We start from the raw sequence: 26,098 nt of genomic DNA on the forward strand, positions 1-26,098 counted from the left end.
AAACATTGATGACGGTGGCTGTCGCAAAACTGTCGTGCTTGCCCGCTATACGTGTCGTACCCAGCCGCACTGCGCGGCGACGTACGCGTATTTCCTGCAGGTTCCGTAGCCATGACGTCCTCCCCCTCGCGCCGCGATTTCCTCAAGCGCGTCGCCGCGCTGACCGCCGCCGGCGCCATGCCGTCCTCGATCGGCCGCGCACTCGCGTTGCCGGCCAACTCGCGCACCGGCACGCTGCGCGACATCGAACACGTGGTGATCCTGATGCAGGAAAACCGCTCCTTCGATCATTACTTCGGTGCGCTGCGCGGCGTGCGCGGCTTCGGCGATCCGCGCCCGTTGCAGCTGCGCGACGGTCACCCGGTATGGAGCCAGCCGGCCGCCGATGGTCGTCGCCTGCTGCCGTTCGCCTTCGATTCGCAAGACACCTGTGCGCCGTTGATCAAGAGCCTGGATCATTCGTGGAAAGCCGGTCACGGGCAGGACCCGGCGCGCTGGGCCGAGTACGACGCCTGGGTGCCGTACAAGGGCGAATTGACGATGGGATATTTCCAGCGTCACGACATCCCGTACTACCACGCACTGGCCGATGCGTTCACCATTTGCGATGGCTATTTCTGTTCATTGCACGGGCCGACCAATCCCAATCGCATGTATCTGTTCACCGGCACCAGCGGCCCGAGCGTGGGCAATCTCGGCGCGCAGGCGGTGACCAATGCCGACGATGGCAACTGGACCGCCGACATGGTGCGTGACAAGCCCGGTTATGCGGCGATGGACTGGACCACCTATGCGCAGCGCCTGCAGGCCGCAGGCGTGGACTGGCGCGTATACCAGGAGTACGACAACTTCGGCTGCAACTCGCTGGCGTATTTTTCGCACTACCGCGATCTGCACCCGAGCGACGAACGCTATCGACGTGCACGTGCCTGCGTGCCCGGGTCCACTGCAGACAATGCCGCCACCACGCAGGCCGATCATCTGATCGCTGCAATCGCCGCCGACGTGCAGGCCGATCGCTTGCCGCAGGTGTCCTGGATCGTGCCGCCCACCGCGTACTGCGAGCATCCGGAAGCGCCGCCGGCCTATGGCGAATCGCTGGTGGCGCGCCTGATCGATGCGCTCACCGCCAATCCGCAGGTGTGGGCGAAGACTGCGCTGATCATCAACTACGACGAGAACGATGGCTTCTTCGATCACGTTCCCGCAGCGCTGCCGGCACTGGATGCGCGCATGGGGCGCAGCAATGTCGATACGCGCGGGGAGGTCTACGAAGGTGTGCCGATGGGGCTGGGCATCCGCGTGCCGATGCTGGTGATCTCGCCCTGGACGCGTGGCGGCTGGGTCAATTCGCAGGTGTTCGATCACACCTCGGTGCTGCGCTTGCTGGAACGCCGCTTCGGTGTGGCCGAGCCGAACATCAGCCCGTGGCGTCGCGCGGTGAGCGGCGATCTGACCAGCGTGTTCGATTTCCGCAAGCCGGACGACTCGGCACTGCGCGCATTGCCGTCGGTCGACGACTACCGCGCGCGCACCGCCGCGGTGCGCAACAAGCCGCTACCGGTGCCGCCGGCCAAGGCCAGCATGCTGCGGCAGGAGCCGGGACAACGTCCGGCGCGCGCGTTGCCGTATGCCTTGCAGGTGCATGCGCGCGAGCAGGGCGACGGCGGCGTGCAGCTGCAGTTCGTCAACAGCGGCGCTGCGGCAGCCGCGTTCAACGTCTACACCAGCGCTGCGAGTGGGGGCCCGTGGTACTACACCGTATTGCCCGGCACCCGCCTCGACGATGTGCCGGTCGGCGCTGCGCACAACGGCGGCTATGCGCTGAGCGTGCATGGACCCAATGGCTTCTTGCGCGAATTCGCCGGCGACCTCGCTGCGGCCGGGACGCAGTCGGCTGCGCCATGGTTGGAGGCGCGGCAGGACGGCGAGGCGCTGGTGCTGGACATCGGCAATGCCGGGCAGCAGCCGTGCACGCTGCAACTGCGCGCGCTGGACTACGCAGACCCGACCGCGCGCTCGCTGCACCTGGCTGCAGGTCAGCGCCAGACCGTGCGTCTGGCGCTTGCTGCCAGCGATCACTGGTACGACCTGGTGCTGGAACAGCCGGGCGCGGCATTCCGCCGCCGCCTGGCAGGGCATCTGGAAACCGGCAGGCCCAGCCGCAGCGATCCGGCATTCGGGCGCGCCTGAGCCGGCGCCGGGGGCGCACCGGTGATGGACGCGCAGGGGAGGCGGGTTGTTCTGGCCTCGACGGCAACCGAGCGTCGGTGGGCTGCAACGGGCTCTTCGATCCGGCGATGACCCGCACGGTCGCCGTGGATAGCCGGTATTTGCGCTGGGTCATGCCGGAGTCGCCCGGCATCGCAGCTGTTGCCGGAATTCGGCGTGTGCTGACGCGGGCGGCCGGCGCCGCAGCGGGAGGGGTTATCATGCGCTCCCGTTTCGCTGCGGCGAGCCGGCCCCTTCCCCAAGGAATCCCTCGCGCATGCGCATCCTGCTTGCCCGTCACGGCGAGACGCCGTGGAACGCCGAAGGCCGTTACCAGGGCCAGATCGATATCCCGCTGTCGCCGGTCGGCGAAGGCCAGGCCGCCGCCCTCGGCGCGCGTCTGCAATCGTTGGAGATCACCCGCGCGGTGGCATCGCCGCTGTCGCGTGCGCAGGCCACCGCCAGGCTGGCGCTGGGCAGCAACCGCGAAAGCCTGCTGCAGACCGATGCAGACCTGCAGGAAATCGCCCACGGCGAATGGGAAGGCCTGCTGGCCAGCGAGATCAACGACAAGGATCCGGCACGTCTGCGCGCCTGGCGCGACGAGCCCGATACCGTGCTGATGCCCGGCGGCGAGTCCCTGCGGCAGGTGCTGGACCGCAGCTGGCGCGGCCTGGCGCGCGCGGCCGAAGGCCTGGGCGCGGCCGATACCTTGCTGGTGGTCGCGCACGATGCGGTCAACCGCGTGATCCTGTGCAAGATCCTGGGCCTGCCGCTGTCCCGGCTGTGGACCTTTCGCCAGGCACCGACCACGCTCAACCTGCTCGAAGGCGAGGACGTGGATCACCTGGAAGTGGTGCGGCTCAACGACTGCGCGCACCACACGCCGTTTTTTGGTGAAGCCAAGCATCGGGCGCTGTAAGACAACGCCCGGCACGGACGCTGGATGAGACCGTGGCCTGTGATATCGGCACAATTGCCAGGTGGCCCAGGGCGCTTCGCTACGCTGTTTTTGGCAGCGTGTCCGGCCTGTTGGCGCTGGGAGCGTTCTCCGACTTCATTCCCGCGCCTTTCCTGTCCGGTCGGGCCTGGATAGCGCCGATGGTGCTGCTGGGAAGCGGTCTGACGGTATCGATCGTCGCGCCGGCCTATCGCATCGGCGGGTGGAAGGCGGTCGTTGGCAAGCAGCTTTTCAACACCGTGCTGGCGCTCTGCCTGGCGCCGCCGCTCTTGGGATTGCTGTGCTGGCTGGTGCTGGCCAGAGGTGGGCCCTGGGTCTACACCCGCATCGCCGGCGTCGATTTCGAAGAGACGCATGTGATGCAGACCGCCGCCATGCCCGGCGCGCGAGCGTGCAAATACCGGTTGAGTGGCGGGCCGCTCGCGCATCGTTTTCCGGGCCATCTGTGCATCGACGAAGCGCAATATCGGCGTCATCCCGAGCAGCGCGTCTCGGTGCTGTTGCGCGGTCAACGCTCCGTGTTGGGCATGCGCATTGCGTCCATTTCCGATGTCCCCTGACTGCGGGCGACAGCGCTCCTCCAGTTGCTGGCTGAGGCGCGCGCACCCTGTCGGCCCATGCGACGGTGCGCGATCTGCCGGCGTGCCTGGTGATATGCGCTGCGCGCCGGCAAACGGCGATAATGCGCTTCTTCTCGCGCAGCCCTGACCGTGAACGCAACCGACTCCCTCTCCGACTGGCTCGCCTACATCGAGCAGCAGCATCCGCAGAACATCGCCATGGGCCTGGAGCGCGTGCGCGAGGTCGCTGCGCGGTTGCAGATTGAAGCGCCAGCCAGGCATGTCATTGTCGTAGGCGGCACCAATGGCAAAGGCTCCACCGTGGCCTTTATCGAGGCGATCGCGCAGGCCGCCGGCTGGAAGGTGGGCTGCTACACCTCGCCGCATCTGCTGCGCTACAACGAGCGAGTGCGCATCGACGGCAACGAGGCCGGCGACGCGCAACTGGTGGACGCCTTTGCCGCCGTCGAAGCGGCACGTGGCCAGACCGCGCTGACGTATTTCGAATACGGCACGCTGGCGGCGCTGTGGCTGCTGCAGCGCTCCGGGCTGGACCTGGCGGTGCTGGAAATCGGCCTGGGCGGGCGCCTGGACGCGGTCAACATCATTGATTCGGATGTGGCGGTGATCACCACCGTGGATATCGATCACACCGATTGGCTGGGCGAAGACCGCGAGGCGATCGGCACCGAGAAGGCCGGCATCATCCGCGCCTGGAAGCCGGTGGTGCTGGGCGAAATCGACCCGCCGTCGAGCGTGTTACGGCGGGCCTACCAGTTGGGCGCCAATGCGATCCGCGCCGGCAGCGATTATTTCTTCGAGCCGATCGAGGCGCAGCACTCCGACGCGCCGCAGTGGCGCTGGCGCGATGTCGCGGTGACCCTGGAGCTGCCGATGCCGGCCTTGCAGGCGCCGGTGCAACTGGCCAACGCCGCCGCGGCGATCGCCGCGTTGCAGGCCTTGCCGGTGGAACTGCCCGATGCCGCCTGGGCGCAGGGCATTGCCAATGCACGGGTGGCCGGGCGCCTGCAGCGCAGCGACATCGATGGCGTGCAGGTGCTGCTGGATGTCGGCCATAACCCGCAGGCCGCGCGCGCGCTGGCCGATGCGCTGGGCGCGCAGGCGCACACCGGCAGTACCCATGCGATCTACGCCGCATTGGCGGACAAGGACGTGCTGGGCGTGGTGGAGGCGGTGGGCGCGCAGGTCGACCATTGGGTCCTGGCCGGGCTGGACGGTGCGCGGGGGCAGTCGGCGCAGGCCTTGCAGGCCCGTCTGCAGGGCAGTGCCGCAGCGCAGGCGGCCTGCCACGGCGATGTGGCGGGCGCACTGCGCGCGGTGCTGGCGCAGGCCTCACCGGGCGATCGGGTGCTGGTGTTCGGCTCGTTTCATACCGTTGCCGACGCCCTAAGCGCACTTCGTTCAGTCCACCCGGGTCGGTAGCCCGGCTGCGGCCTTATAATCGCCGCGGCACCCCGCCACGCCGCCTCTCGTCTCTCTACGTGGATACTGCTCTGAAACAGCGACTGATTGGCGCCATCGTTCTGGTGGCGCTTGCCGTGATCTTCCTGCCGATGCTGGTCAAGGGCCCTGCGCCGTCGAGCGGCGTGGCCGATGTGCCGCTGGAGGCGCCTGCCGCACCGGCCAATGGCGAGTTCGAAACCCGCGAATTGCCGCTAGTCACCCCGGGCGATGCGCCGGCCGGTGGCGCGCTGGGCATGCGCGGCGCCGGCTCGGCGCCGGCTGCGGTGCAGGACAACCCGGATGCGGCCGATCTGGCCAACCCGTCCAGCGCGCCGTCGGCGCCTGAGGTGGCGGCCGGCAACTATGCGGTCAACTTCGGCGCCTACGCCACCAGCGCCGATGCCGACGCGGTGCTGGCGCGGCTCAAGCAGGCGCAGCTGCCCGGCTTCAGCGAAAAGACCCAGATCAACGGCCGGCCGGCCTGGCGCGTGCGCGTGGGGCCGTATGTCGACCAGGCGCAGGCCGAATCGGCGCGCCTGCAGGCAGTGAAGGTGCGCAGCGACGTCAACGCCCAGGTGGTGACGCTGGATGCCAATGCCGCCGCGCCAGCGCCTGCAGCCAGTACACCGACGCCGGCGCCGGCCCCGGCCGCAAAACCCAGCAGCAGCGTGGCCGCCGCCAGCACCGCCGCACCCACCAAGACCGAAAGCCTGCCGCCGGAGCCGGCCAAGCCGGTGGCCGCCGCGCCCAAGCCGGCCGAAGCGCCCAAGCCCGCTCCGGCCAAGCCGGAGGTGGCGAAAACGGAGCCGGCCAAGCCCGAGCCGACCAAGCCGGTCGTCGCGGCGCCCGCCGCGCCGGCAGCGCCTGCGGCCAGTTCGATCGGCTTTGCGGTGCAGCTGGGCGCCTTCGGGCGGGCCGAAGACGCCGACGCCTTGCGCGACCGCGTGCGCGCCGCCGGTTTCAGTGCCTTCGTCGAACAGGTGCGGACCGACAAGGGCGCGCTCAACCGCGTTCGGGTCGGCCCGGTGGCCAACCGTGGCGATGCCGAACAGTTGCGTGCGCAGGTGGCGGCCAAGGTCGGCATTTCCGGCATGGTGCGTCCGCATCCGTAAACGACTGCGCCGCCAACCGGCGGGCGCGGTACATGCCGGAGATCGGCATGACGGTTGGTTCGCTACGCGCAGTGCGGCCCGACTGCTCGCCGCTTGCGTGGTATCGCCAGCGGCGAGCGGATTTCCTGATCGCCTCACACCCATGGAGGGGAGCGCAATGAACACCGAGCCAGGTTGGACCAGCGGCGCACGCGCCGCGCGGAGAAGTGGGCAATGATCGACATGGTGCTGGGCGTCATCATCCTGGTGTCGGCCCTGTTGGGCCTGCTGCGCGGATTTGTCGCGATCGTGGTCGGCACGCTGTCGTGGTTGCTGGCCGGCTGGGCGACATTCCAGTTCGGCGGCCCGGCCGCGCGCTGGATCGCCGACGGCAAGCATCCATCGGCCACCGAATCGTTCGGCGGCTACGCGATGGTGTTCGTCGGCGTGCTGATCACCGTGGCGGTGATCGGCATGGTGATCCGTGCCGGGGTGGATGCGGTGCGCCTGGGCGGGATGGACCGCATGCTCGGGTTCGGCCTGGGTCTGGTGCGCGGCGGTTTTCTGGCCAGCGTGCTGGTGCTGCTGATGAGCTTCACGCCGCTGCCGCGCGAGCCGTCCTGGCGCCAGTCGATGCTGATGCCGATGCTGTCGCCGGGCGCGAGCTGGATGCGGGCGCAACTGCCGGCCTGGCGGATGCCGTCGATGGACATGCCATCAATGGAACTCGGCAACTTGCCAACGGAGTTGGGGAAGTTGCCCTCGGCAGGCGATAATACGGACCTGGGCAAGGCGCTGTCCGGGTCCGGTCTGAGCGACACCATCACGCGTGCGCTCGGGCAACCCGGCAAAGCTGCCAGCGACGGACGCGATCCGGCGCAGGCGATGCCGGCCAATATCGATCCGGCGCAGGTTCGCGGCGGAGAAAGCGACCCGGCTCGGGTCGAGTCCCAAGGCCAGGCACGGCCCCCTTCACAGTAACGGCGCAAGCCGTAGCGGAGAACGCGCACCATGTGTGGCATCGTCGGTATTGTCGGCAACCAGAACGTCGCCGGGCAGCTCTATGACGGCCTGACCGTCCTGCAGCATCGTGGGCAGGACGCCGCAGGCATCGCCACCGCAGACGGCACGCGCCTGCGTGTGCAAAAGGCCAACGGGCTTGTACGCGACGTCTTCGACGAAAAGAAGATGGCAGTGCTGGAAGGCCGGGTCGGCATCGCGCATTGCCGCTACCCGACCGCAGGCTCGGAAGGCATGGACGAGGCGCAGCCGTTCTACGTCAACTCGCCCTACGGCATCGCACTGGCGCACAACGGCAACCTGATCAACACCGAGGCCTTGCGCCAGCAGGTGTTCGAAGCCGACCGCCGCAACATCAACACCGATTCGGACAGCGAAGTGCTGCTGAACGTGTTCGCCTACGAGCTGGACGCGCAGCGCATGCTCACCCCCGAGGCGGCGATCCGCGCGGTGGCCGGCGTGCACCGCCGTTGCAAGGGCGGCTATGCGGTGGTCAGCGTGGTGCTGGGCCTGGGCCTGGTGGCCTTCCGCGACCCGCATGGCATCCGTCCGCTGGTGCTGGGCAAGCGCGAGCATGCCGAAGGCACCGAATACATCGTCTCCTCCGAATCGGCCGCGCTGGACATCCTCGGCTACCAGCGCGTGCGCGACGTGCGTCCCGGCGAGGCGATGGTGATCACCGCGCGCGGCGAGCTGTTTTCGGAAGTCTGCGCCGCGCCAACCGTCAACGCGCCGTGCATCTTCGAGTACGTGTACTTCGCGCGTCCCGACTCGATGATCGACAACATCTCGGTGCACAAGGCGCGCATGCGCATGGGCCTGAAGCTGGGCGAGAAGATCCTGCGGCTGCGCCCGGACCACGATATCGACACCATCATCCCGATCCCGGACACCTCGCGCGATGTGGCGCTGGAGATGTCCAACGTACTCGGGGTGAAGTACCGCGAGGGCTTCGTCAAGAATCGCTACGTGGGCCGGACCTTCATCATGCCGGGGCAGGGCGAGCGGCAGAAATCGGTGCGGCGCAAGCTCAATCCGATCCACCTGGAGTTCCGTAACCGCGTGGTGCTGCTGGTCGACGATTCGATCGTGCGCGGCACCACCAGCCGGCAGATCGTGCAGATGGCGCGCGATGCCGGTGCGCGCAAGGTGTATCTGGCCTCGGCCGCGCCGCCGGTGCGTTACCCCAATATCTACGGCATCGACATGCCGGCGGCCGAAGAACTCATCGCGCATGGCCGCAGCGAGCTGGAAATCCAGGAATTTTTGGGCTGCGACTGGCTGATCTACCAGGATCTGGAAGACCTGGAAGTGGCCGTGCGCGAGGGCAACCCGGACATCCAGCAGTTCGATTCCTCGTGCTTCAACGGCGAGTACATCACCGGCATCGAACCGGGCTATTTCGAACGCATCCAGCAATTGCGCTCGGACGATGCCAAGAAGCGTCGCCGCGCGTGAGGCTGTGCGGTAGCGCTGCAGCTCGGCGCTACCCAGACGTGGCCTAGAGCCGCTATGCCACGCAGGAGTACCTGCGTGGCGATCGCGCGATTTGATTGCTGCCGATCGACAAATCGGTGCGCTGCGCTGGTTCGATAGTGGCGCCAGCCGCTGGTTGTTCGCAGACCGCACCTACGACGGCTGCGTGGGGGTCTCGCTCGCCGCTGCAGATCGAAGCGCCAGTTGTCGATCTGGCGGCTACCGCAACGATGGAGTGATGGACACGATGGATCTTCTGCAAGCCGCATACGCCTGCCTGCAAGCGGCCGATCCGCTGGAGAAGGTCGCGTTGACGCAGCGACATGCGGCCGCGTTCCGTGCCGGTGAGTTGCCGTTGCCAACGCCGCAGGCGGCGCCTCCGGAGCCGATCCGCATGCCTGGCCGACCTGCAAGGCCGGTGCTGGTGCACCCGCGCGAGGTGCCGCGGCGCGGGCTGGGCAACCCGGAAGGCCGCGTCGCCTTTATCCACGCCATCGCGCATATCGAGCTCAACGCCATCGACCTGGCCTGGGATGCGGTGTATCGCTTCCGTGGGTTGCCGGCGGCGTTCTATGCCGACTGGGTTGGCGTGGCCGACGACGAATCGCGCCACTTCATGCTGCTGCGCGCGCGATTGCACGACCACGACCACGACTACGGCGACTTCGCCGCGCACAACGGCCTGTGGGAAATGTGCGAGAAAACCGCACATGACGGCCTGGCACGCATGGCGCTGGTGCCGCGCGTGCTGGAAGCGCGCGGGCTGGATGTGACACCGGCGATGATCGTCAAGCTGCGCTCGCTCGGCGATACCGCCACTGCCGAGGTGCTGGACACCATCCTGCGCGAAGAGGTGGCGCATGTGGCGGCCGGCTCGCGCTGGTACCGCTGGTATTGCGCGCAGGCCGGCATCGAGCCGCGCGCGCGCTTCAAGGCGCTGCTGCACGAGTACGCCGGTGGTTACCTGCATGGCCCGTTCAATCTGCAGGCACGGCTGCTTGCCGGCTTCGATGAGGACGAACTGGCCGATCTGGTGGAGCAGGCCGGCTGAGCCGCCGGTGGTGAATGTGTGGGCGGGCTGCAGTGCGCGATCTATCGATCACTGTTTGCGGAGCAGATTGAATCGGCCAGTACCGATGCCACGCTGGGTGATGCGCGTTTGCAGCCTCGCTCATGAAGTACCGAGCGCATTGCGCGGCAGAACGATCGCAGCGCACTGGGGCGATGCGCATCGCATCCCTTCGTCATGACATCGTGCCCCGCGCCTAGCTACCGCCAAACGCGACAGGCCATCTGCGCGGTAACGCGCGTTCGATCACCGGACTGTGCGCTGCGTCCTCCCGCACAGCTGCCGGAATCGCATCCATTCAACGGCAGACATCACAAAAACGTAATTTTCTTTTGTAACAACTTGCAATCGGCACGGACCGACGCGCCTTAATGGCGTCCCGGGGGCAGGGGCCCGGTGTTTCACATCCGTTACTTCCATGTCTAAGGAGAGAGAGACGATGAAGTCGAAGTCGATGTGCACCACGGTGGGTCTGATCGCCATGTGTCTGGCCGGTTCGGCCGCCGCTGCCGGCAAGCCGCTGTATCAATCCGGCCCTGCGCTGAGCCGCAGCGCAAGCGCCACCGCCACTGCCGAACCCTCGTTGCAGCGCCTGCTCAGCGCACCGTCCACCGCCAACGCGCAGGTGGTCCAGCTTGACGCCGGTGCCGTCACCGCCTCGGAAAAGCTGCTGGAACTGCAGCTGGATGGCCAGACCGTCACCGCCACCCAGGCCAAGGTCGATGCGCTGGAAGGCGGCGATAGCGTGTGGTACGGCAATCTCGGCCCGCGCGCCGGCACCCGTGCCCGCACGCTGTCGGGTGTGGATCCGCTGAACTCGGCCATCCTGGTACGCAGCGGCGATACCGTCACCGGCACCATCCGCTACGCCGGCAAGCTGTATCGGCTGCGGCCGCTCGCCGATGGCCGCCACGTGCTGGTGCAGGTGGAAGAAAGCCGCCTGCCGCAGGAACACCCTGCCGAATACAGCCTGCTGCCGAAGATCGACATGCCCAGCGACGGGCGCGTCACCGCGGCCGCCGCATCGTCGGGCAGCCCGGCGACCATCCGCGTGCTGGTAGTGGCCACCAATCAGGCGGTGGCCGCCTACGGCGGCAACATGCAGTCGCTGGTGCAACTGGCAGTGGCCGAGGCCAACCAGGGCTACATCAACAGCAATGTCGGCATCACCTTGCAGCTGGCACGTTACGAGACCACCAGCTATAGCGAAACCGGCAATTTCACCACCGACCTGCAACGCTTCCGCGTAACCAACGACGGTTACATGGACAGCATCCACACCAGCCGCAACACCTACACCGCCGATGTGGGCGTGATCGTATTGAACAACAGCAGTTACTGCGGCCTGGCATCGGGCATCGGCTCAACCGCAGCGACCGCGTTTGCCTCGGTGTACTGGGATTGCGCCACCGGCTATTACAGCTTCGCGCATGAAATCGGCCATCTGCAGAGCGCCCGTCACGACGCCACCAACGACCCGAGCACCTCGCCGTATGCGTACGGGCACGGTTATCGCTACGGCAACAGCTGGCGCACCATCATGGCCTACGACTGCAGCAGCAGCTGCCCGCGCTTGAACTACTGGTCCAACCCCAACATCAGCTATAACGGCGTGCCCATGGGCAACGCCAGCACCGCCGACAATCAGCGCGTGCTGGTCAACACCAAGGCCACCATCGCCGGCTTCCGCTGAGGACCAAGCCGATCGTTCCGTCGTCGGGCCCGGCACGCAGGTGCCGGGCCTTTGCCGCTACACGCAGGCGCAGCGATCGCGCAGACTAGAGGCACTGCCGGCAGCTGCCGGCGTGTCCTGCGGAGCGGAGCACCCATGTCCAAGTCCCTGCGTTATGCGGCGCTGTGCCTGGTCGCGCTGGCAGTTGCCGGCTGCAAACAGCAACCTGCCGACCCGGCCCCTGCGCCACCCAAACCGGCGGTGTCCGCGCCTGCAGCCACGACCGCCAACGATGCCCGCGCCCGCGCGCTGGATGTGCTGGAAACCCGCTTGCAGAACGACCATTTCTATCCGGACAACTGCATCAGCATCGTCGACGAAGACGACGCTGAGCCCGCAGCGGATGCGTTCGACTTCGCAGTGCGCGAGCGGCATGGCAACGAGTGCCCCGGCGATCCGCAGACCAACCCGGTGCGCGATCGTTTCCGCGTGCAGGCCGATGGTACGGTGCTCTGGTACGACATAGTCAATGGCGACTTTGTCGACTACGCCGAACATGCGCGCAGCATGCAGTGATGCGTCTGGAGACTGCAGGGACCGTGCGGTTGCGTACATCCCCGTCGCCTTTCGGGACGGTCATAGTCGAGCCGTTTCGTCACCCTTCCATCGATGGGACTGGACCGGTGGTTGACTAGCAGGCTGGCGCGATCAGGCGTGCCGACAACGCGTCAAGCTGCATTCCAGCACGGGTGAACAGCACACCGAGGGCGCGCAGGCATGATCTCGAAATCACGGCGCTCACCTCCATGTGCCCATCGCGGTCTGTCGCTTGCAAACGGGTGCCAGGCGAGCGGCCTGCGCCGAGCTGGCCGCTCGCTAGCTGCTGACAGCCACGTTAAAGCGGCAACTGCTCCAGCGACACGCCGTCGGCATCCACATGCAACACCGAGCCTTGTTCGTACCAGTCGCCCAGCACGATGCGTGTGCAGGTCTGGCCGCCGGCCTGCAGGGTGTGGATTGCAGGGCGATGGGTGTGACCATGGATCAGGCGATCCAGGCCATACCGCACGAAGGTGGCCTCCACCTCGGCCGGGGTGACATCGGTGACGGTCTCGAAGCGCGATTGGTCGCCCTGCTTGAGTTCTGCATGACGCGCCTGGCTGGCAGCGCGCGCCTGCTGCGCGAAGGCCACCCGCGCGGCCAGCGGCTGCGCCAGGAACTGCGCCTGAAAGACCGGATCGCGCGTTTGCGCACGGAACGCCTGGTAGGCGGTGTCGTCGGTGCACAGCAGATCGCCATGCATCAGCAAGGTCGGATGCCCGTACAGATCGACCACGGTGGGGTCGGGCAGGATGCGGAAGCCCGCGCGTTGCGCATACGCCTCGCCGACCAGGAAGTCGCGGTTGCCCGGCATGAAGAACACCGGCACGCCGCTATCGGCCACCGCATGCAGCGCCACGGCCACCGCATCGGCAGCGGTCGATGGCGTGTCATCGCCGATCCAGGCTTCGAACAGATCGCCAAGGATGTAGAGCGCGTCGCTACCGGGCACCTGCGTGCGCAGGAAGTCCAGAAACAGCTCGGTGATCGCCGGCCGGGCCGGATCCAGATGCAGGTCGGAAATGAACAGGGTCGTCATCGCGCCATTGTACGGCGGGAGCGCGGGACGGGAATCGGGAATGGGGAATCGGTGGAGCGCTGCATCGCGGAGCGAGTGCCGGGTGAATGGCCGGCTGCGGCAACGAGAGGATCGCTGGCCTGGTCGGGCCAACGCAGCGATGACAGGGCTTGCTCCTTACCCCAACAACACCGGCAATCCCCACAGCGACAGGCTGGCCAGCAGCACGCCGATCGCAGTGGCAGCGAGGACATCGCTGGGATAGTGCAGGCCCAGCACCACGCGCGATAGCGCCACGCCGGCCGAGAACGGCACCAGCAGGGGCGCCAGCCACGGGTAGTAGGCCAGTGCCACGATGCTGAAGGACACCGCATGCAAGGTGTGGCCGGACGGAAAACTGAACTCGTCCAGCGGCGCCACCCAGGCGCGGATGCGCACGTCGGCCGCGTACGGGCGTGGCCGACGCGTCCAGCGCTTGAGTGATTTGTACAAGGTCAGCGCGAGCACGCCGGTGGCGGCCATGTGCGCAGATGCGCGCACGCCGTCCATGCCGTCGAGCAGCACCAGCAAGCCCATCAGGCTGTACCAGAACACCCCATCGCCGAGCCGGCTGATGGTGGCGAATGCGCGCCGCACCGGGTGGCGCCGGCACCAGTGGTTGGCGCGCCGGCACCAGCGCGCTTCGTGACCGCGCAGAAGTTCAAGCCGCGTTGCCGACATAACGCCCCCGTGCCGCAGTGATGCCCATCAGCAAGGCCTCGAAGTCGGAGACCACGTTGTCCGGATGCAGTTTCTTCATCGCCTGCGCGGCCGCCGCACCCAGGCGCTGGCGCATCGCATCGTCGTCGGTGAGTGCGACGGCCGCCTGGATGAACGCCTCGTCGTTCTCCACTGCCGCACCGCTGTGCCCGCTGCGCAGATACTCGCGTGCGGCGCCGTAATCGAAGGCCACGGTGGCCACACCACTGGCCATCGCCTCCAGGGTCACGTTGCCGAAGGTCTCGCTGCGGCTGGGGAACAGGAACAGATCGCCGCTGGCGAAGTGGCGCGCCAGCGCCTCGCCGCGCTGGATGCCGCAGAAGATGAAGTCCGGATTCTCGTGCGCGATTTTTTCGCGTGCCGGGCCATCGCCCACCCAGACGAAGCGCGCCTTCGGGCGGATCTGCTGCAGCTTGCGGAAGGCGCGAATCGCCAGCGGCAGATTCTTTTCGTTGGCGATGCGTCCGACATAGATCGCGGCGAAGCCGTCGCCCTCGATGCCCCATTCGGCACGCAGGGCCGGATCGCGCCGGGCCGGATCGAACTGCTGGCTGTCCACCGCGCGTGCCAGCAACTGCACGCGCTCGAAGCCGCCGTCGCGCAGGAACTGCTGCAGCTCGCGCGTGGGTACCAGGGTGGCCTCGGCCTGATTGTGGAAGCGGCGCATCCAGCGCAGCGCAGTGCCCTGCAGCCAGGCGGCACCGTAGTCGGGCAGGTACTCGTCAAAGCGGGTATGGAAGCCGGTGGCGACCGGAATGCCGAGCCGGCGTGCGGCACGCATCGCCGACCAGCCCAGGGGGCCTTCCGTGGCCACATAGACCGCATCCGGTTGCGTGATTTGCCAATGACGAACGAGGCGTTGGGTTGCCGGCAATCCGAATTTCAGTCCCGGGTAGCGCGGCAGCGCCGCGCCGCGCACCAGCAGGGCGGTGGCCGCATCGGTATCGCCGCTCTGCCGTGGACGCACCACGTCCACCTGGTGTCCGCGTGCGCGCAGGCCGGTTTCCAGCCCGTGCACGGTCAGCGCAACACCGTTGACTTCGGGGGGATAGGTTTCGGTAACGATCGCGTAGCGCATGCCCGTTCTCCGGTTTTCGCTAGCTTCCGGGAGGGCGATGGCATGGATGTTGCGCGGATAAGTCGCGGCGGTGACAAGTGCGACGGGATTAGGAATTCGGGATTGGAGATTCGCAAAAGCGGTCTTCGCGCATCTGGGCGAGTACGCAATACATCACGTGCCGCGGTCAACGAATCCCGAATCCCGAATCCCAAATCCCGCCTGAGGCCGCAGGCCTCAGGTCACAAACGGTTTGAACGCGATCCCCAGCCCGGCCATGCTCTCGACTTCGCCGATCAGGTCGGCGCGCAGCAGCGGGCGCGAGTCGATCCAGCTTTGCGACAGGATCAACGACAGGCGGGTGTCGTCGGCGGTGAGTTCCAGGGTCGGAATCGGGTCCGATTCGTGGGCGCGATGCAGCAGCACCGCCAGCCGCAGCAGCGCGGCCTTGCGCCGGGTCGGCAGCAGCAGGCGGTCCGGCAGCGCATCGAACGCGGTCTTGGGCACGTTGCGCCGGTGCGTGCGCACCAGCGATGCCAGCACCTGCTGCTCCTGGCGCGAGAAACCGGCGATGTCCGAGTGCTCCAGGATGTAGCTGCCGTGCACGTGATACTGGCTGTGCGCGATGATCAGGCCCAGCTCGTGCAGGCGCGCAGCGCGGCGCAACACCTGCGCGTCGTCGCCATCCAGCTGCCAGGATTCGCAGACCTGGTCGAACAGGCGGCAGGCAGTGGCTTCCACGCGCTGCGCCTGCACTTCGTCGATGCCGTAGCGCTGCACCAGCGAGGCCACCGAGCTGTCGCGCGGGTCGTTCTCGCCACCGCGGCCGAGCATGTCGTAGAGAATGCCTTCGCGCATCGCCGCCTTGCTGACCATCAGCTTCTCCAGCCCCAGGGCCTGGAACGCCGCTTCCAGCACCAGGATGCCGCCAGCGATGATCGGCCGGCGTTCGGCGGCCAGGCCGGGCAACTGGATGTCCTCGATGCGCTTGGCCTTGAGCAGTTCATCGCGCAGCGCCGGCAGCGCCTCGGCGGTGATTGCGCCCTTGGTGAGCTTCATCGCCGCACAGATCTCGCCGATGGCCTTGTGTGTGCCGGACGAGCCGATCGCCTCGTGCCAGCCCAGCGCCTTGTACTGATTGGCGAACTGCTGGAATTCGGTGCCGATCTCGGTCAGCGCATCCTTCCATTTCTTCTTCGACAGCTTGCCGCCGGGAAAGAAGCGGCGCGTGCTGGCGATGCAGCCGGCCTGCAGGGACTCGCGTTCCAGGGTCTGGAATCCGCGGCCGATGATGAACTCGGTCGAGCCGCCGCCGATGTCGATCACCAGCCGGCGTTGATCGGGCTTGGGCGGTTGCGCATGCGCAACGCCGAGATAGATCAGGCGCGCTTCCTCGCGTCCGCTGACCACTTCGATCGCATGCCCGAGCGCGGTTTCGGCCGGCATCAGGAACGCCTGCGGCGAGCGCAGCTGACGCACCGTGTTGGTGGCCAGCGCGCGTACGCGCAACGACGGCACTTCCCGGATGCGCTGGCCGAAGCGCGCCAGGCATTCGAGCGCGCGCTGGCGCGCTTCGTTGGAGAGGCCACCCTTGCCATCCAGGCCGTCGGCCATGCGCACGGTTTCGCGCAGACGATCGACCACGCGCAGCTGACCCATCAGGTAGCGCGCAATGACCATGTGGAAGCTGTTGGATCCTAAGTCGATGGCGGCGAGGAAATCGCCATCGCGCAGGGGCGGGATCGTGGGGGAGGGCATTGGCATGGGCGCATGGTAGCCGATGGGCCGTTGGCCCCGTGAGGGGCCACGCCCGCGCCGCTTTCAGATCCGCTCGAGCAAGGTCATCTGCGCCGAATGGGCCGGCTCGCCAGGGCCTGGTAGGCGTTTGTGATAGACGCCGTCGGCATCCAGCTCCCAGGCGTTGACGTTGTCGTCCAGGTAGTTCTGCAGCACTTCGCGGTAGACGCGCTTGGCCAGATCCGGGTCCAGGATCGGGAAGCAGGTCTCCACGCGCCGCAGCAGGTTGCGCTCCAGCCAATCGGCGCTGGCGCAATACAACTCTGCCGCGCCATCGTTGCCGAACCAGTACACGCGGCTATGTTCCAGAAAACGCCCCACGATAGAGCGCACGCGGATATTGTCGGACACGCCGGGAACGCCCGGGCGCAGCGTGCAGGCGCCGCGCACGATCAGGTCGATCTGCACACCGGCTTGCGAGGCGGTATACAGCGCACGCACGACCTGCGGCTCGTTGAGGGCATTCATTTTGGCGATGATGCGGCCCGGGCGGCCGTTGCGGGCCAGCCGCGTTTCGCGCTCGATCCGCTTCAACACGCCGGCGTGCAGGGTGAAGGGCGACTGCAGCAACTGCTCCAGCTTCATGCGCGGGGCCAGCCCGGACAACTGCTGGAACAGCATGTGCACATCGTTGCCGATTTCCACATCCGCAGTGATCAGGCTGATGTCGGTGTACAGGCGCGCGGTGCCGCTGTGGTAATTGCCGGTGCCCAGATGCACATAGCGTTTGAGCTTGCGTCCCTCGCGGCGCACGATCAGCAGCATCTTGGCGTGCGTCTTGAAGCCGACCACGCCGTACACCACCTGCACGCCGGCTTCCTGCAGCTTGTCGGCCAGGCCCAGGTTGGCCTCTTCGTCGAAACGCGCGCGCAGCTCCACCACCACGGTGACGTCCTTGCCGTTGCGCGCGGCCAGGATCAGCGCATCGACGATCAGCGAGTCCTTGCCGGTGCGGTACAGCGTCTGCTTGATCGCCAGCACGTTCGGGTCGACCGCGGCCTGGCGGATCACGTCCAGCACCGCGGTGAACGCATCGAAGGGGTGATGCAGCAGCACATCGCCCTTGCTGACGATCTCGAAGATGCCGTCGTTGTCGCGCAGGGTGCGCGGATTGAACAACGGATACTTCAGTTCGGGGCGCTGCACCAGATCGTAGACCTGGGTGACGCGGCTCAGGTTGACCGGCCCGACGATGCGGTACACCGCGTTTTCGTTCAGGCCGAAGTTCTGCAGCAGGGTGCGCATGATCGGCGCCGGGCAGTCGTGCGCGATCTCCAGGCGCACCGCCGGGCGATAGCCGCGGGTGACCAGCTCGTCGCGCAAGGCCAGCGCCAGGTTCTCGACCTCTTCCTCGTCCACTACCAGCTCGGAGTTGCGGGTGACGCGGAACTGATACGAGCCCTTGACCTGCATGCCGGGGAACAGCTCGTCGACGAACTCGGACAGCACCGAGGACAGGAACACGAAGCTCTGCGCGCCCTCCGGCGACAGGCTCGCCGGCAGCTGGATGATGCGCGGCAACGAGCGCGGCGCACGCACGATGGCCAGATGACCGGCGCGCCCGAATGCGTCCTGGCCCTCCAGCACCACCACGATGTTCAAGGTCTTGTTGAGGATCTTCGGAAACGGATGCGCCGGGTCCAGCCCCAGCGGCGACAGCACCGGCATGATCTCGTTGCGGAAGTACGCCCGCAGCCAGCGCTTCTGACGCGAGGTCCAGGCCGTGCGGCTGAGCACGGCCACGCCGGCATCTTCCATCGCCGGGCGCAGCACTTCATTCCACGCGTGGTACTGCTGTTCGACCAGCTTGGCGGCGCGGTCGTGCACCGCGTTGAGGATGGCGGTCGGGCTCAGGCCATCCGGCGCCGGCGGCAGGCCGAACTCCTGCGCATGCCGCACGGTGGCGGCGCGGATCTCGAAGAATTCATCCAGGTTGGTGCAGGAAATGCACAGGAACCGCAGCCGTTCCAGCAATGGCACCTGCTCGTCCAACGCCTGTGCCAGCACCCGGAAATTGAAGTCCAGCTGCGACAGTTCCCGGTTGATGTACAGCGCCGGATCGCGCAACGGATCGGTGGCGATGTCCTCGGAAGGTGTGACGTCGTGCAGTTCTTTGGCGTGGCCCATTGGAATCGGTCATCAAGACGGAGATGGTGTGCGGCGTGGCAGCGCGCCAGAGGCAGCGCAGGCGATGCAGCGCGTCGTGCGCGCGTGCATCGCACCGCGGTGCGGCGCGCACCTCTTACATATCACGCCGAACGTGACAGTGGCAGGGACTGATCGCGCTGCACGACGCGCGCAGCGACAAAATGGCATGAGAATTCGCTCCCGCGTCCGACTTCGCTTTCGATTTCCAGACGCGCCTGGTGCAGTCCCAGGATGTGCTTGACGATCGACAGTCCCAGCCCGGTGCCGCCGCTCTCGCGCGAGCGGCTGCTGGAGACGCGATAGAAGCGCTCGGTGATGCGCGGCAGATGCGAGGCGGGAATGCCGTAGCCGGTGTCGCGCACCGCCAGGGCCGCGCCATCGCCTTCGCGCACGAAGCGGATCGTCACCGTGCCGCCGCCGGGCGTGTAGCGCACCGCATTGGTGACCAGGTTGGAGAAGGCGCTATGCAATTCCTTGTTGGAGCCGAGCAGGTCCACGCCGGCCTCGTCGAACACCTCCACGGTGTGGCGGCCCTGGCTGTGCGCTTCGGCCTCGCGCCGCAGCGTCGACAGCATCGGCGCCATCGCCACGTGTTCCTCGCCGAGTTCTTCCTGCGATTCCAGCCGCGACAGCGTCAGCAGGTCTTCGACCAGCTGCGCCATGCGCTGCGACTGCTTGCGCATCTCGGCCAGCATCGGGCCCGAATCGGGAAAGTCTTCCGGGTCGAGCATGTCCAGATAGCCGTGCACCACCGTCAATGGCGTACGCAGCTCGTGCGAGACGTTGGCCACGAAGTCGCGGCGCACCTGCTCCAGTCGCAGCAGTTTGCTGACATCGCGCGCCACCAGCAGCCAGTAATCGTCCGAGTAGGGGATCAGGCGCAGATTCAGGCGCAGATCCGGATCCACCGGCGAGGCGGCGTCGAGCATGGGCTCGGCATTGCGGCCGGCCGCCAGCCAGTGCGCCAGCGGCAACGGCTGCAACCGCTCCACCACCGACACGCCCATGTCGCCCGGATGATGCAGCCCCAGCAGTCCGCCCGCGGCGCGGTTGAACCACTGCACGCGCTGGCTGTTGCGATCCACCACCACCACCGCATCCGGCAGTGCCTGCGCGGCGGCGCGGTAGGTACGCAGCATCTCGATCAGGCGACGCTTGCGCCCGCGCATTTCGGCCTGGCTGCGATAGAGCAGGCGATCCAGCTCGTTCCAGGCGCCGATCCCGGCGGCGGGCTCGGCGCGCTGGCGCGCGGTCAGGCGCTGCAGCACCTGGCGCAACCGCCAGTAATGCCAGGCCAGCACCCCCAGCGCGGTCAGCGTCAACGCCATCCACACATGCTCGATCAGCACGCCGACCAGCACGGCAGCGCCCAGCAACAGCGCGAGAGTGCCGAGCGTCTTGAGCCAGGCGGAACGGATATGTTGAGGCATGGAAGGCGTTACCACGGAGCGTCAGGTGGGCGTGCGAGCCAGCCCAGCGGCAGGGCCGACCGGCTGTGCGGCAAGCACTAGGTTGCCGAAGAGAAACGGTAGCCCGAGCCACGCACGGTCTGCACCATGTTTTCCAGGCCGAACGGTTCCAGCGTCTTGCGCAGGCGGCGGATATGCACGTCGATGGTGCGCTCTTCCACATACACGCTGCCGCCCCAGACATGATCCAGCAGCTGGGTGCGGGTATACACGCGCTCGGGATGTGTCATGAAAAAGTGCAGCAGGCGGTACTCGGTCGGGCCGATCGGCACCGGCGCATCGCCGGCAAACACCCGGTGCGCGGCGCCGTCGATGCGCAGGCGGCCCACGGCCACGCTGCCGTCCTCGTCGTCCTCGCGGGTGCGGCGCATCACCGCGCGGATGCGCGCCAGCAACTCGCGCGCCGAGAACGGCTTGACCACGTAATCGTCGACCCCGGCTTCCAGGCCACCGACGCGGTCGTTCTCTTCGCCGCGCGCGGTCAGCATGATGATTGGAATCTCGCGGGTCAGCTGTTCCTTGCGCCAGCGCCGTGCCAGATCCAGCCCGCTGGTGCCTGGCAGCATCCAGTCCAGCAGGATCAGGTCCGGCACGCGGTCGGCGATGGCGGTCTGCGCCTCGCGGGCATCGCCGGCATGGATGGGTTCGAACTCGCCTTTGCGCAGCGCGAACGCCACCATGTCGCGAATCGCGGGTTCGTCGTCGACGATCAGAATGCGTTTTTGCACGCGGGGCTTACCGTCTGGCTTTAGGTTGATCGCCAGTAGACTACGGTTTTGTGACTCTAATGTGACATGCCTGAGGGCTGCCGCCGTGGTCAAAGCGGCCTGTGCCACTGGCAGGCGCGGTGCTGAACCCCTCGGCACACACCTAAATGACCGCTGCGCCAACCGTCACATGCGCTAGCGCGTCGACAGATCCGGGTCGCGGATGCCTTGCCGGCGCAGCTCCAGCACGGTCGGCGTGATCGCCGCGATGCGTGCATCCACCCGCGCCCGTGTCACATAGTCGAGATCTTTCTTCTTCAGCGCTTCCAACTGGATCAGCGCCTGTTCCGGGCGTCCGTTCAAGTACGCAGCTTCGGCATAGGCCTCGCTGGCACGCAGATGGTCGCCGGACAGCTCGCAGGCGCGAGCGTAGGTCTGTTGCAACAGGGGATCTTCGCTGCTGCGATGCAGGAGCGGCTCCAGCACCTGACGCGCGCGCTGGCCGGATTCCTTGCTGGCCTGCTCGTTGAGCGCGCCGGCATAGGTCAGCGCCACCGCGCGGTTGTTCGGCAGTTGCTTGAGCAGCGCGTCGAAACGCGCATTGGCCACCTCGCGCTGGCCCACCCGCGCCTGCGCCTCGCTCAGCCCCAGCGTCAGCCACAGGTTGTCGGGGTGCGTTTCCAGCAGGCTGGTCAGTTCGGCCACCGGTTCACTGGGCCGGCCGCCGCTGTTGCGCAGGCGTGCCAGCGCCAGCCCGTAGCGCTGCGCATCGGTCAGGCCGTGCTTGGCACTGCGGCGCAGGGTCTCGTATTCGCGGATGGCCGCATCCGGCGTGGTGGCGCTGAGCACGCGCAGGCGTTCCTTGGCCCAGTCGAAGTTCTGCTGGTCGCCGCTGCGGCTCAGCGCATCCACCGGCAGCCGCAGCGCATACGGCAGCAGTGCGTTGCCGTTGCGGCTCAGCGGTTCGGACAGCGACGGGTCGGCCGGGTCCACCCGTTCCTGGCGCGTGCCGCCCGGCACCGAGGTGGTCAGCACCACGGTGTTCTTCTTCATCTGCTCGGCGCGCGCCTTGGCCTCGCTGATGCGGGTGACCGTGACCGGGTGGGTCTGCAGAAAGTCCGGCGCGCTGTAGCCGCCTTCGTTGGCGCGCATCGCCACCGACATGCGCTCGAAGAAGCCGGCCATCGCATCCACGTCGTAGCCGCTGCGCACCAGCGTGCGGATGCCCAGCCGGTCGGCCTCGGATTCGTTGGAGCGGGTGTAGTCGATCTGGCGCTGCTGCATCAGCCCCATCGCACTGGTGATGCCGGCCATGGTGGCATCGCCCTTGGAATTGCCGCCGGCCTGTTGCGCGGCGACCACCGCCGCCAGCATGCCGAGCAGGATCGGGATCTGGTCGCGCTGCGCCCGTTCCACCCCGCGCAGCACATGCTGCTGGGTGACGTGGGCGATTTCGTGCGACAGCACCGCGGCCACCTCGTCCTCGCGCTCGGCGGTCAACACCAGCCCGGCATTGACCGCGATATAGCCGCCCAGCGTGGCGAAGGCGTTGATCTGGCGGTCGCGCAGCATGAAAAACGTAAACGGCTGCTGCGGCTGGTCGCTGTTGGCGCCGAGCCGGGTGCCCATGGTCTGCAGCCAGTCGGTGATCAGCGGGTCGTCCAGCACGTAGTCGTAGTTGCGCAACTCGGCCAGCATCATCTTGCCGTACTCGGCCTGGCGCGCCGGGGTCAGCAGCTCGCCGGCAGACGAGCCGATGTCGGGCAGGCGGTTTTCCTGCGCGGGTGCCACCCCCATGGCAACGGCCAGCGTGAGGGCGGTGGCGAGCGGTAGCAGGCGCAAGTGGAACTCCCAGGTGGTGCGCGGAGCATGCAGGCAGCACGGCGCGATGGCGTGAATCATCGGTTAATCCACAGTGTTGCGGTGACGACATGGAAATTCCAGTCGCCCGGTACCATTGTCAGACCTCAGACCAACCACGGAGTTTCCCGTGAGCCAAGACACCAACGTGCAGGATGCGGCCAGCGGCCCGCAGATCACCCTGTATTCCTCCGCCATTTGCCCGTACTGCGTGGCGGCCAAGAACTTCCTCAAGAGCAAGGGCCGGACCTGGACCGAGGTGCGCATCGACCTGGATCCGGCCGAGCGCAACAAGATGGTTGCGCTGGCCAAGCGCACCAGCGTGCCGCAGATCTTTGTCGGCGACGTCCATGTGGGCGGTTACGACGACATGATGGCGATGCACCGGGCCGGCAAGCTCGAGCCCTTGCTGGCCGGCAACACAGGCGGCCAGGCATGAGCGAGACCGGCAGCGGCAGCGACGACCGGCTGCGCGAGTTCACCGAATTCCGCCAGCGCATGAACCAGCGCATCCTGGCCGAGCCCAACCAGGTGGTGCGCCGGTTCTTTGCGCTGGACACCCAGACCTACCAGGCGGGCGCGCTGGATGTGAAGACCAAGGAACTGCTCGGCCTGGTCGCCTCGATGGTGCTGCGCTGCGACGACTGCATCAGCTACCACGTCGCCCAGTGCAAGGAGGCCGGCGTGACCCGCGAGGAATTCTTCGAAACCTTCTCGGTCGGCCTGGTGGTCGGCGGCTCCATCGTCATCCCGCATCTGCGTCGCGCGGTGGACTTCCTCGACCAGCTCGACGGCGGCGCCCCGGCACCGGAGCAGCACGCGCACGGGTGAGTGGGTGGGAGGGGGAGAGGTGATTCGGGATTCGTAACGGCGGGCGAGGGCGCGTGCCGCCTGTTGTTGGCGGCTTTGCGTTGAGGTGGTCCGATTTGGGCACCGGCCGCTGGCTGGGACGGCAGGTGCTTTCAGGCAGCTGCACTGAAGTTGTGCCTGCAGGCGGTGGTACGCGCGGCCGTTCGCTGCACCGAATGGCTGCCGTGCGCATCCGGGGGCTCTTAGACCAAGGTCGGTTTGGGCGCCTTCACCGGCATCGGGCATAATTGCCTGTGAAACCTCCTTGCGCCGCTCTGCCGGGTATTGCGGCTGGCGCTCCCCCCTTCAAGTTCGGAAACCCAACGTTATGACGCAGACAATCACGGTCATCCGCGGCGACGGTATCGGCCCGGAGATCATGGATGCCACGCTGTTCGTGCTCGACGCGCTGCAGGCTGGCCTGACCTACGAGTACGCCGACGCTGGCCTGGTCGCGCTGGAAAAGCACGGCGATCTGCTGCCCGAGTCCACCCTGGCCTCGATCACCAAGAACAAGGTGGCCCTGAAAAGCCCGCTGACCACCCCGGTCGGCGAGGGCTTCAGCTCGATCAACGTCGCCATGCGTCGCAAGTTCGACCTGTACGCCAACGTGCGTCCGGCCAAGTCGTTCCCCAACACCAAGTCGCGTTTCGCCGATGGCGTGGACCTGATCACGGTGCGTGAGAACACCGAAGGCGCCTACCTGAGCGAAGGCCAGACCGTGTCCGAGGACGGCGAGACCGCGTTCTCCGGCGCCCGCGTCACCCGCAAGGGCTCCGAGCGCATCGTGCGCTACGCCTTCGACCTGGCGCGCGCCACCGGCCGCAAGAAGGTCACCGCGGTGCACAAGGCCAACATCATCAAGTCGACCTCGGGCCTGTTCCTGAAGGTGGCACGCGATGTGGCCACGCAGTATCCGGAAATCGAATTCCAGGAAATGATCGTCGACAACACCTGCATGCAGCTGGTGATGCGTCCTGAGCAGTTCGACATCATCGTGACCACCAACCTGTTCGGCGACATCATCTCCGACCTGTGCGCCGGTCTGGTCGGCGGCCTGGGCCTGGCCCCGGGCGCCAACATCGGTGTGGACGCGGCGATCTTCGAGGCCGTGCATGGCTCGGCGCCGGACATCGCAGGGCAGGGCAAGGCCAACCCGTGCGCGCTGCTGCTGGGTGCCGCGCAGATGCTGGACCACATCGGTCAGCCGCAGAACGCCGAGCGCCTGCGCGAAGCGATCGTGGCCACCCTGGAAGCCAAGGATTCGCTGACCCCCGACCTGGGCGGCACCGGCAACACCATGGGCTTCGCCAAGGCCATCGCCAGCCGCCTCTGAGCGACACGGCGACAGCAAAAAAAGGGCGCCCAGGCGCCCTTTTTTTTGCGTTGAGTCCAGGGATTTGGGGAGTCGCTCTTACGAATCCCCAATCCCGACGCTCGATTCCCCGCTCAATTCCGCGACTGCAACTTCGACAGCAAGCGCAGGAACTCGATGTACAGCCACACCAGCGTCACCATCAGGCCGAACGCGCCATACCACTCCATGTGCTTGGGAGCGCCCTGTTCGACACCGCTTTCGATGAAGTCGAAGTCCAGCACCAGGTTCAGTGCAGCCACCACCACCACGAACAGGCTGAAGCCGATGCCGATCAGGCCAGAGTCGTGGATGAAAGGGATGCGCACGCCGAACAGGCCCAGCACGATGGTCGCCAGATACACCAGCGCAATGCCGCCGGTGGCTGCCACCACGCCCAGCTTGAAGTTCTCGGTGGCCTTGATCATGCCGCTGCGATAGGCAAACAGCAGCGCGAACATGGTGCCGAAGGTCAGCAGGACCGCCTGGAACACGATGCCGTTGAAACGCGCCTCGTAGACTGCCGAGATCGCGCCCAGGAAGAAGCCTTCCACCAGCGCGTACAGCGGCGCGGTGACCGGGGCCCAGGTCGGCTTGAAGCTGGTCGCCAGCGCGAACACCAGCCCGCCGATCGCGCCGGCGATCATGTACAGCCGCGCGGCAGGCAACGGAGCGCCATCGGCCCCGATCGACTGCGACCAGGCGAAGGCGGCGGTGACCACCGCCATCAGCAACAGCAGGCCGGTCTTGTTGACGGTGCCGTTGAGCGTCATCGCCTGACCATCGCGGGTGACTACCGAGCCGGAGCCGAGGTCGAGGAAGGTGGATTCCCGAAGGGCGGGATTGCCGCTACGCATGCGTGTTCTCCATGAAATGTAGATGCCTGCCGACTTGGCGAGCGATGCCGCGAGGATACCGGATCGTCCGATTTACACAGAGTGATTGACAGCAAGGCC

The 26,098-nt window shown here is 66.9% G+C and carries 22 protein-coding genes and 1 pseudogene; 14 read left to right on the top strand and 9 right to left on the bottom strand.

The annotated features are described in order from the left end of the window. Positions 1-111 precede the first annotated feature (111 nt). The 11 genes and pseudogenes from AC1KVE_RS07945 to AC1KVE_RS07995 all read left to right on the top strand — a co-directional run bounded on the left by AC1KVE_RS07945 (position 112) and on the right by AC1KVE_RS07995 (position 12,100). The gene (locus tag AC1KVE_RS07945; RefSeq protein ID WP_481092834.1) at positions 112-2,193 is read left to right on the top strand and encodes a phosphocholine-specific phospholipase C; all 2,082 of its coding nucleotides are present in this window, start codon (positions 112-114) and stop codon (positions 2,191-2,193) included. A 3-nt stretch (positions 2,194-2,196) separates the two neighbouring features. Continuing rightward, positions 2,197-2,397 (top strand): annotated as a pseudogene (locus AC1KVE_RS07950) (S46 family peptidase); the annotation flags it as partial. Positions 2,398-2,488: 91 nt separating this feature from the next. Then, positions 2,489-3,133 (top strand): histidine phosphatase family protein, encoded by a 645-nt coding sequence (locus tag AC1KVE_RS07955; RefSeq protein WP_016902223.1) that lies wholly within the window; start codon positions 2,489-2,491, stop codon positions 3,131-3,133. 53 nt (positions 3,134-3,186) lie between these two features. Next, positions 3,187-3,732: a hypothetical protein gene (locus tag AC1KVE_RS07960; protein WP_440585406.1), complete on the top strand. Its 546-nt coding sequence runs from the start codon at positions 3,187-3,189 to the stop codon at positions 3,730-3,732. Between the two features lie 150 nt (positions 3,733-3,882). Continuing rightward, a complete protein-coding gene (gene folC, locus AC1KVE_RS07965; RefSeq protein ID WP_184455146.1) occupies positions 3,883-5,175 on the top strand; it encodes a bifunctional tetrahydrofolate synthase/dihydrofolate synthase in 1,293 nt (430 codons plus the stop codon). 59 nt (positions 5,176-5,234) lie between these two features. Continuing rightward, positions 5,235-6,308: an SPOR domain-containing protein gene (locus AC1KVE_RS07970; protein WP_184455148.1), complete on the top strand. Its 1,074-nt coding sequence runs from the start codon at positions 5,235-5,237 to the stop codon at positions 6,306-6,308. Between the two features lie 213 nt (positions 6,309-6,521). Beyond that, positions 6,522-7,268, top strand: a complete 747-nt coding sequence (locus tag AC1KVE_RS07975; RefSeq protein WP_016902227.1) for a CvpA family protein — start codon at positions 6,522-6,524, stop codon at positions 7,266-7,268. Positions 7,269-7,298: 30 nt separating this feature from the next. Further along, positions 7,299-8,765 carry an amidophosphoribosyltransferase gene (gene purF / locus AC1KVE_RS07980; protein ID WP_016902228.1) on the top strand — a complete coding sequence of 489 codons (1,467 nt, stop codon included), beginning with the start codon at positions 7,299-7,301 and terminating at the stop codon, positions 8,763-8,765. Between the two features lie 265 nt (positions 8,766-9,030). Further along, positions 9,031-9,834: a ferritin-like domain-containing protein gene (locus AC1KVE_RS07985; RefSeq protein ID WP_456362898.1), complete on the top strand. Its 804-nt coding sequence runs from the start codon at positions 9,031-9,033 to the stop codon at positions 9,832-9,834. Between the two features lie 457 nt (positions 9,835-10,291). Then, positions 10,292-11,545: a zinc-dependent metalloprotease gene (locus tag AC1KVE_RS07990; protein WP_024938410.1), complete on the top strand. Its 1,254-nt coding sequence runs from the start codon at positions 10,292-10,294 to the stop codon at positions 11,543-11,545. Positions 11,546-11,680: 135 nt separating this feature from the next. Further along, complete coding sequence (locus AC1KVE_RS07995; protein ID WP_102255759.1) at positions 11,681-12,100, top strand: hypothetical protein; 420 nt, start codon at positions 11,681-11,683, stop codon at positions 12,098-12,100. A 319-nt stretch (positions 12,101-12,419) separates the two neighbouring features. On the opposite strand, the gene lpxH is transcribed toward AC1KVE_RS07995, so the two are convergent. From lpxH to AC1KVE_RS08035, 8 genes are all read right to left on the bottom strand, one after another. Further along, positions 12,420-13,163, bottom strand: a complete 744-nt coding sequence (gene lpxH, locus AC1KVE_RS08000; protein WP_016902232.1) for a UDP-2,3-diacylglucosamine diphosphatase — start codon at positions 13,161-13,163, stop codon at positions 12,420-12,422. 156 nt (positions 13,164-13,319) lie between these two features. Beyond that, positions 13,320-13,862 (bottom strand): phosphatase PAP2 family protein, encoded by a 543-nt coding sequence (locus tag AC1KVE_RS08005; protein WP_024938413.1) that lies wholly within the window; start codon positions 13,860-13,862, stop codon positions 13,320-13,322. Continuing rightward, complete coding sequence (locus tag AC1KVE_RS08010) at positions 13,843-14,979, bottom strand: glycosyltransferase family 4 protein (RefSeq protein WP_481092833.1); 1,137 nt, start codon at positions 14,977-14,979, stop codon at positions 13,843-13,845. The genes AC1KVE_RS08005 and AC1KVE_RS08010 overlap by 20 nt, the downstream gene beginning before the upstream one ends. Positions 14,980-15,195: 216 nt before the next feature. Then, positions 15,196-16,716, bottom strand: a complete 1,521-nt coding sequence (ppx, locus tag AC1KVE_RS08015; protein ID WP_024938415.1) for an exopolyphosphatase — start codon at positions 16,714-16,716, stop codon at positions 15,196-15,198. Between the two features lie 63 nt (positions 16,717-16,779). Beyond that, positions 16,780-18,882: a polyphosphate kinase 1 gene (gene ppk1, locus AC1KVE_RS08020; RefSeq protein ID WP_024938416.1), complete on the bottom strand. Its 2,103-nt coding sequence runs from the start codon at positions 18,880-18,882 to the stop codon at positions 16,780-16,782. A 122-nt stretch (positions 18,883-19,004) separates the two neighbouring features. After that, entirely contained in the window at positions 19,005-20,333 is a 1,329-nt protein-coding gene (gene phoR, locus AC1KVE_RS08025) for a phosphate regulon sensor histidine kinase PhoR (RefSeq protein WP_016902237.1), read from the bottom strand. A 77-nt stretch (positions 20,334-20,410) separates the two neighbouring features. Further along, positions 20,411-21,100 carry a phosphate regulon transcriptional regulator PhoB gene (gene phoB, locus AC1KVE_RS08030; RefSeq protein ID WP_002806631.1) on the bottom strand — a complete coding sequence of 230 codons (690 nt, stop codon included), beginning with the start codon at positions 21,098-21,100 and terminating at the stop codon, positions 20,411-20,413. A gap of 174 nt (positions 21,101-21,274) precedes the next feature. Then, the gene (locus AC1KVE_RS08035; RefSeq protein WP_102252690.1) at positions 21,275-22,921 is read right to left on the bottom strand and encodes a M48 family metalloprotease; all 1,647 of its coding nucleotides are present in this window, start codon (positions 22,919-22,921) and stop codon (positions 21,275-21,277) included. 148 nt (positions 22,922-23,069) lie between these two features. Between AC1KVE_RS08035 and grxC the strand changes: the two genes are divergently transcribed. From grxC to AC1KVE_RS08050, 3 genes are all read left to right on the top strand, one after another. Beyond that, the gene (gene grxC, locus AC1KVE_RS08040; RefSeq protein WP_016902239.1) at positions 23,070-23,378 is read left to right on the top strand and encodes a glutaredoxin 3; all 309 of its coding nucleotides are present in this window, start codon (positions 23,070-23,072) and stop codon (positions 23,376-23,378) included. Then, the gene (locus AC1KVE_RS08045) at positions 23,375-23,770 is read left to right on the top strand and encodes a carboxymuconolactone decarboxylase family protein (RefSeq protein WP_046345833.1); all 396 of its coding nucleotides are present in this window, start codon (positions 23,375-23,377) and stop codon (positions 23,768-23,770) included. The genes grxC and AC1KVE_RS08045 overlap by 4 nt, the downstream gene beginning before the upstream one ends. A 346-nt stretch (positions 23,771-24,116) precedes the next feature. Then, positions 24,117-25,124, top strand: coding sequence for an isocitrate dehydrogenase (locus AC1KVE_RS08050; RefSeq protein ID WP_005998180.1), 1,008 nt, complete (start codon positions 24,117-24,119; stop codon positions 25,122-25,124). Positions 25,125-25,237: 113 nt separating this feature from the next. On the opposite strand, the gene AC1KVE_RS08055 is transcribed toward AC1KVE_RS08050, so the two are convergent. Further along, complete coding sequence (locus tag AC1KVE_RS08055) at positions 25,238-25,999, bottom strand: Bax inhibitor-1/YccA family protein (protein WP_016902241.1); 762 nt, start codon at positions 25,997-25,999, stop codon at positions 25,238-25,240. Between the last annotated feature and the right edge of the window lie 99 nt (positions 26,000-26,098).

It is taken from the genome of Xanthomonas sp. NCPPB 2864 (assembly GCF_056675615.1).

Bases quoted from the DNA above. Each gene is read 5' to 3' on its own strand.
- ppx (WP_024938415.1), bottom strand. From the start codon at position 16,716: ATGCCCTCCCCCACGATCCCGCCCCTGCGCGATGGCGATTTCCTCGCC.
- AC1KVE_RS08045 (WP_046345833.1), top strand. From the start codon at position 23,375: ATGAGCGAGACCGGCAGCGGCAGCGACGACCGGCTGCGCGAGTTCACC.
- AC1KVE_RS08050 (WP_005998180.1), top strand. From the start codon at position 24,117: ATGACGCAGACAATCACGGTCATCCGCGGCGACGGTATCGGCCCGGAG.
- ppk1 (WP_024938416.1), bottom strand. From the start codon at position 18,882: ATGGGCCACGCCAAAGAACTGCACGACGTCACACCTTCCGAGGACATC.
- AC1KVE_RS07955 (WP_016902223.1), top strand. From the start codon at position 2,489: ATGCGCATCCTGCTTGCCCGTCACGGCGAGACGCCGTGGAACGCCGAA.
- AC1KVE_RS07995 (WP_102255759.1), top strand. From the start codon at position 11,681: ATGTCCAAGTCCCTGCGTTATGCGGCGCTGTGCCTGGTCGCGCTGGCA.
- purF (WP_016902228.1), top strand. From the start codon at position 7,299: ATGTGTGGCATCGTCGGTATTGTCGGCAACCAGAACGTCGCCGGGCAG.
- AC1KVE_RS08010 (WP_481092833.1), bottom strand. From the start codon at position 14,979: ATGCGCTACGCGATCGTTACCGAAACCTATCCCCCCGAAGTCAACGGT.
- AC1KVE_RS07990 (WP_024938410.1), top strand. From the start codon at position 10,292: ATGAAGTCGAAGTCGATGTGCACCACGGTGGGTCTGATCGCCATGTGT.
- AC1KVE_RS08005 (WP_024938413.1), bottom strand. From the start codon at position 13,862: ATGTCGGCAACGCGGCTTGAACTTCTGCGCGGTCACGAAGCGCGCTGG.
- AC1KVE_RS07985 (WP_456362898.1), top strand. From the start codon at position 9,031: ATGGATCTTCTGCAAGCCGCATACGCCTGCCTGCAAGCGGCCGATCCG.
- AC1KVE_RS07975 (WP_016902227.1), top strand. From the start codon at position 6,522: ATGATCGACATGGTGCTGGGCGTCATCATCCTGGTGTCGGCCCTGTTG.
- AC1KVE_RS08055 (WP_016902241.1), bottom strand. From the start codon at position 25,999: ATGCGTAGCGGCAATCCCGCCCTTCGGGAATCCACCTTCCTCGACCTC.
- lpxH (WP_016902232.1), bottom strand. From the start codon at position 13,163: ATGACGACCCTGTTCATTTCCGACCTGCATCTGGATCCGGCCCGGCCG.
- AC1KVE_RS07945 (WP_481092834.1), top strand. From the start codon at position 112: ATGACGTCCTCCCCCTCGCGCCGCGATTTCCTCAAGCGCGTCGCCGCG.
- phoR (WP_016902237.1), bottom strand. From the start codon at position 20,333: ATGCCTCAACATATCCGTTCCGCCTGGCTCAAGACGCTCGGCACTCTC.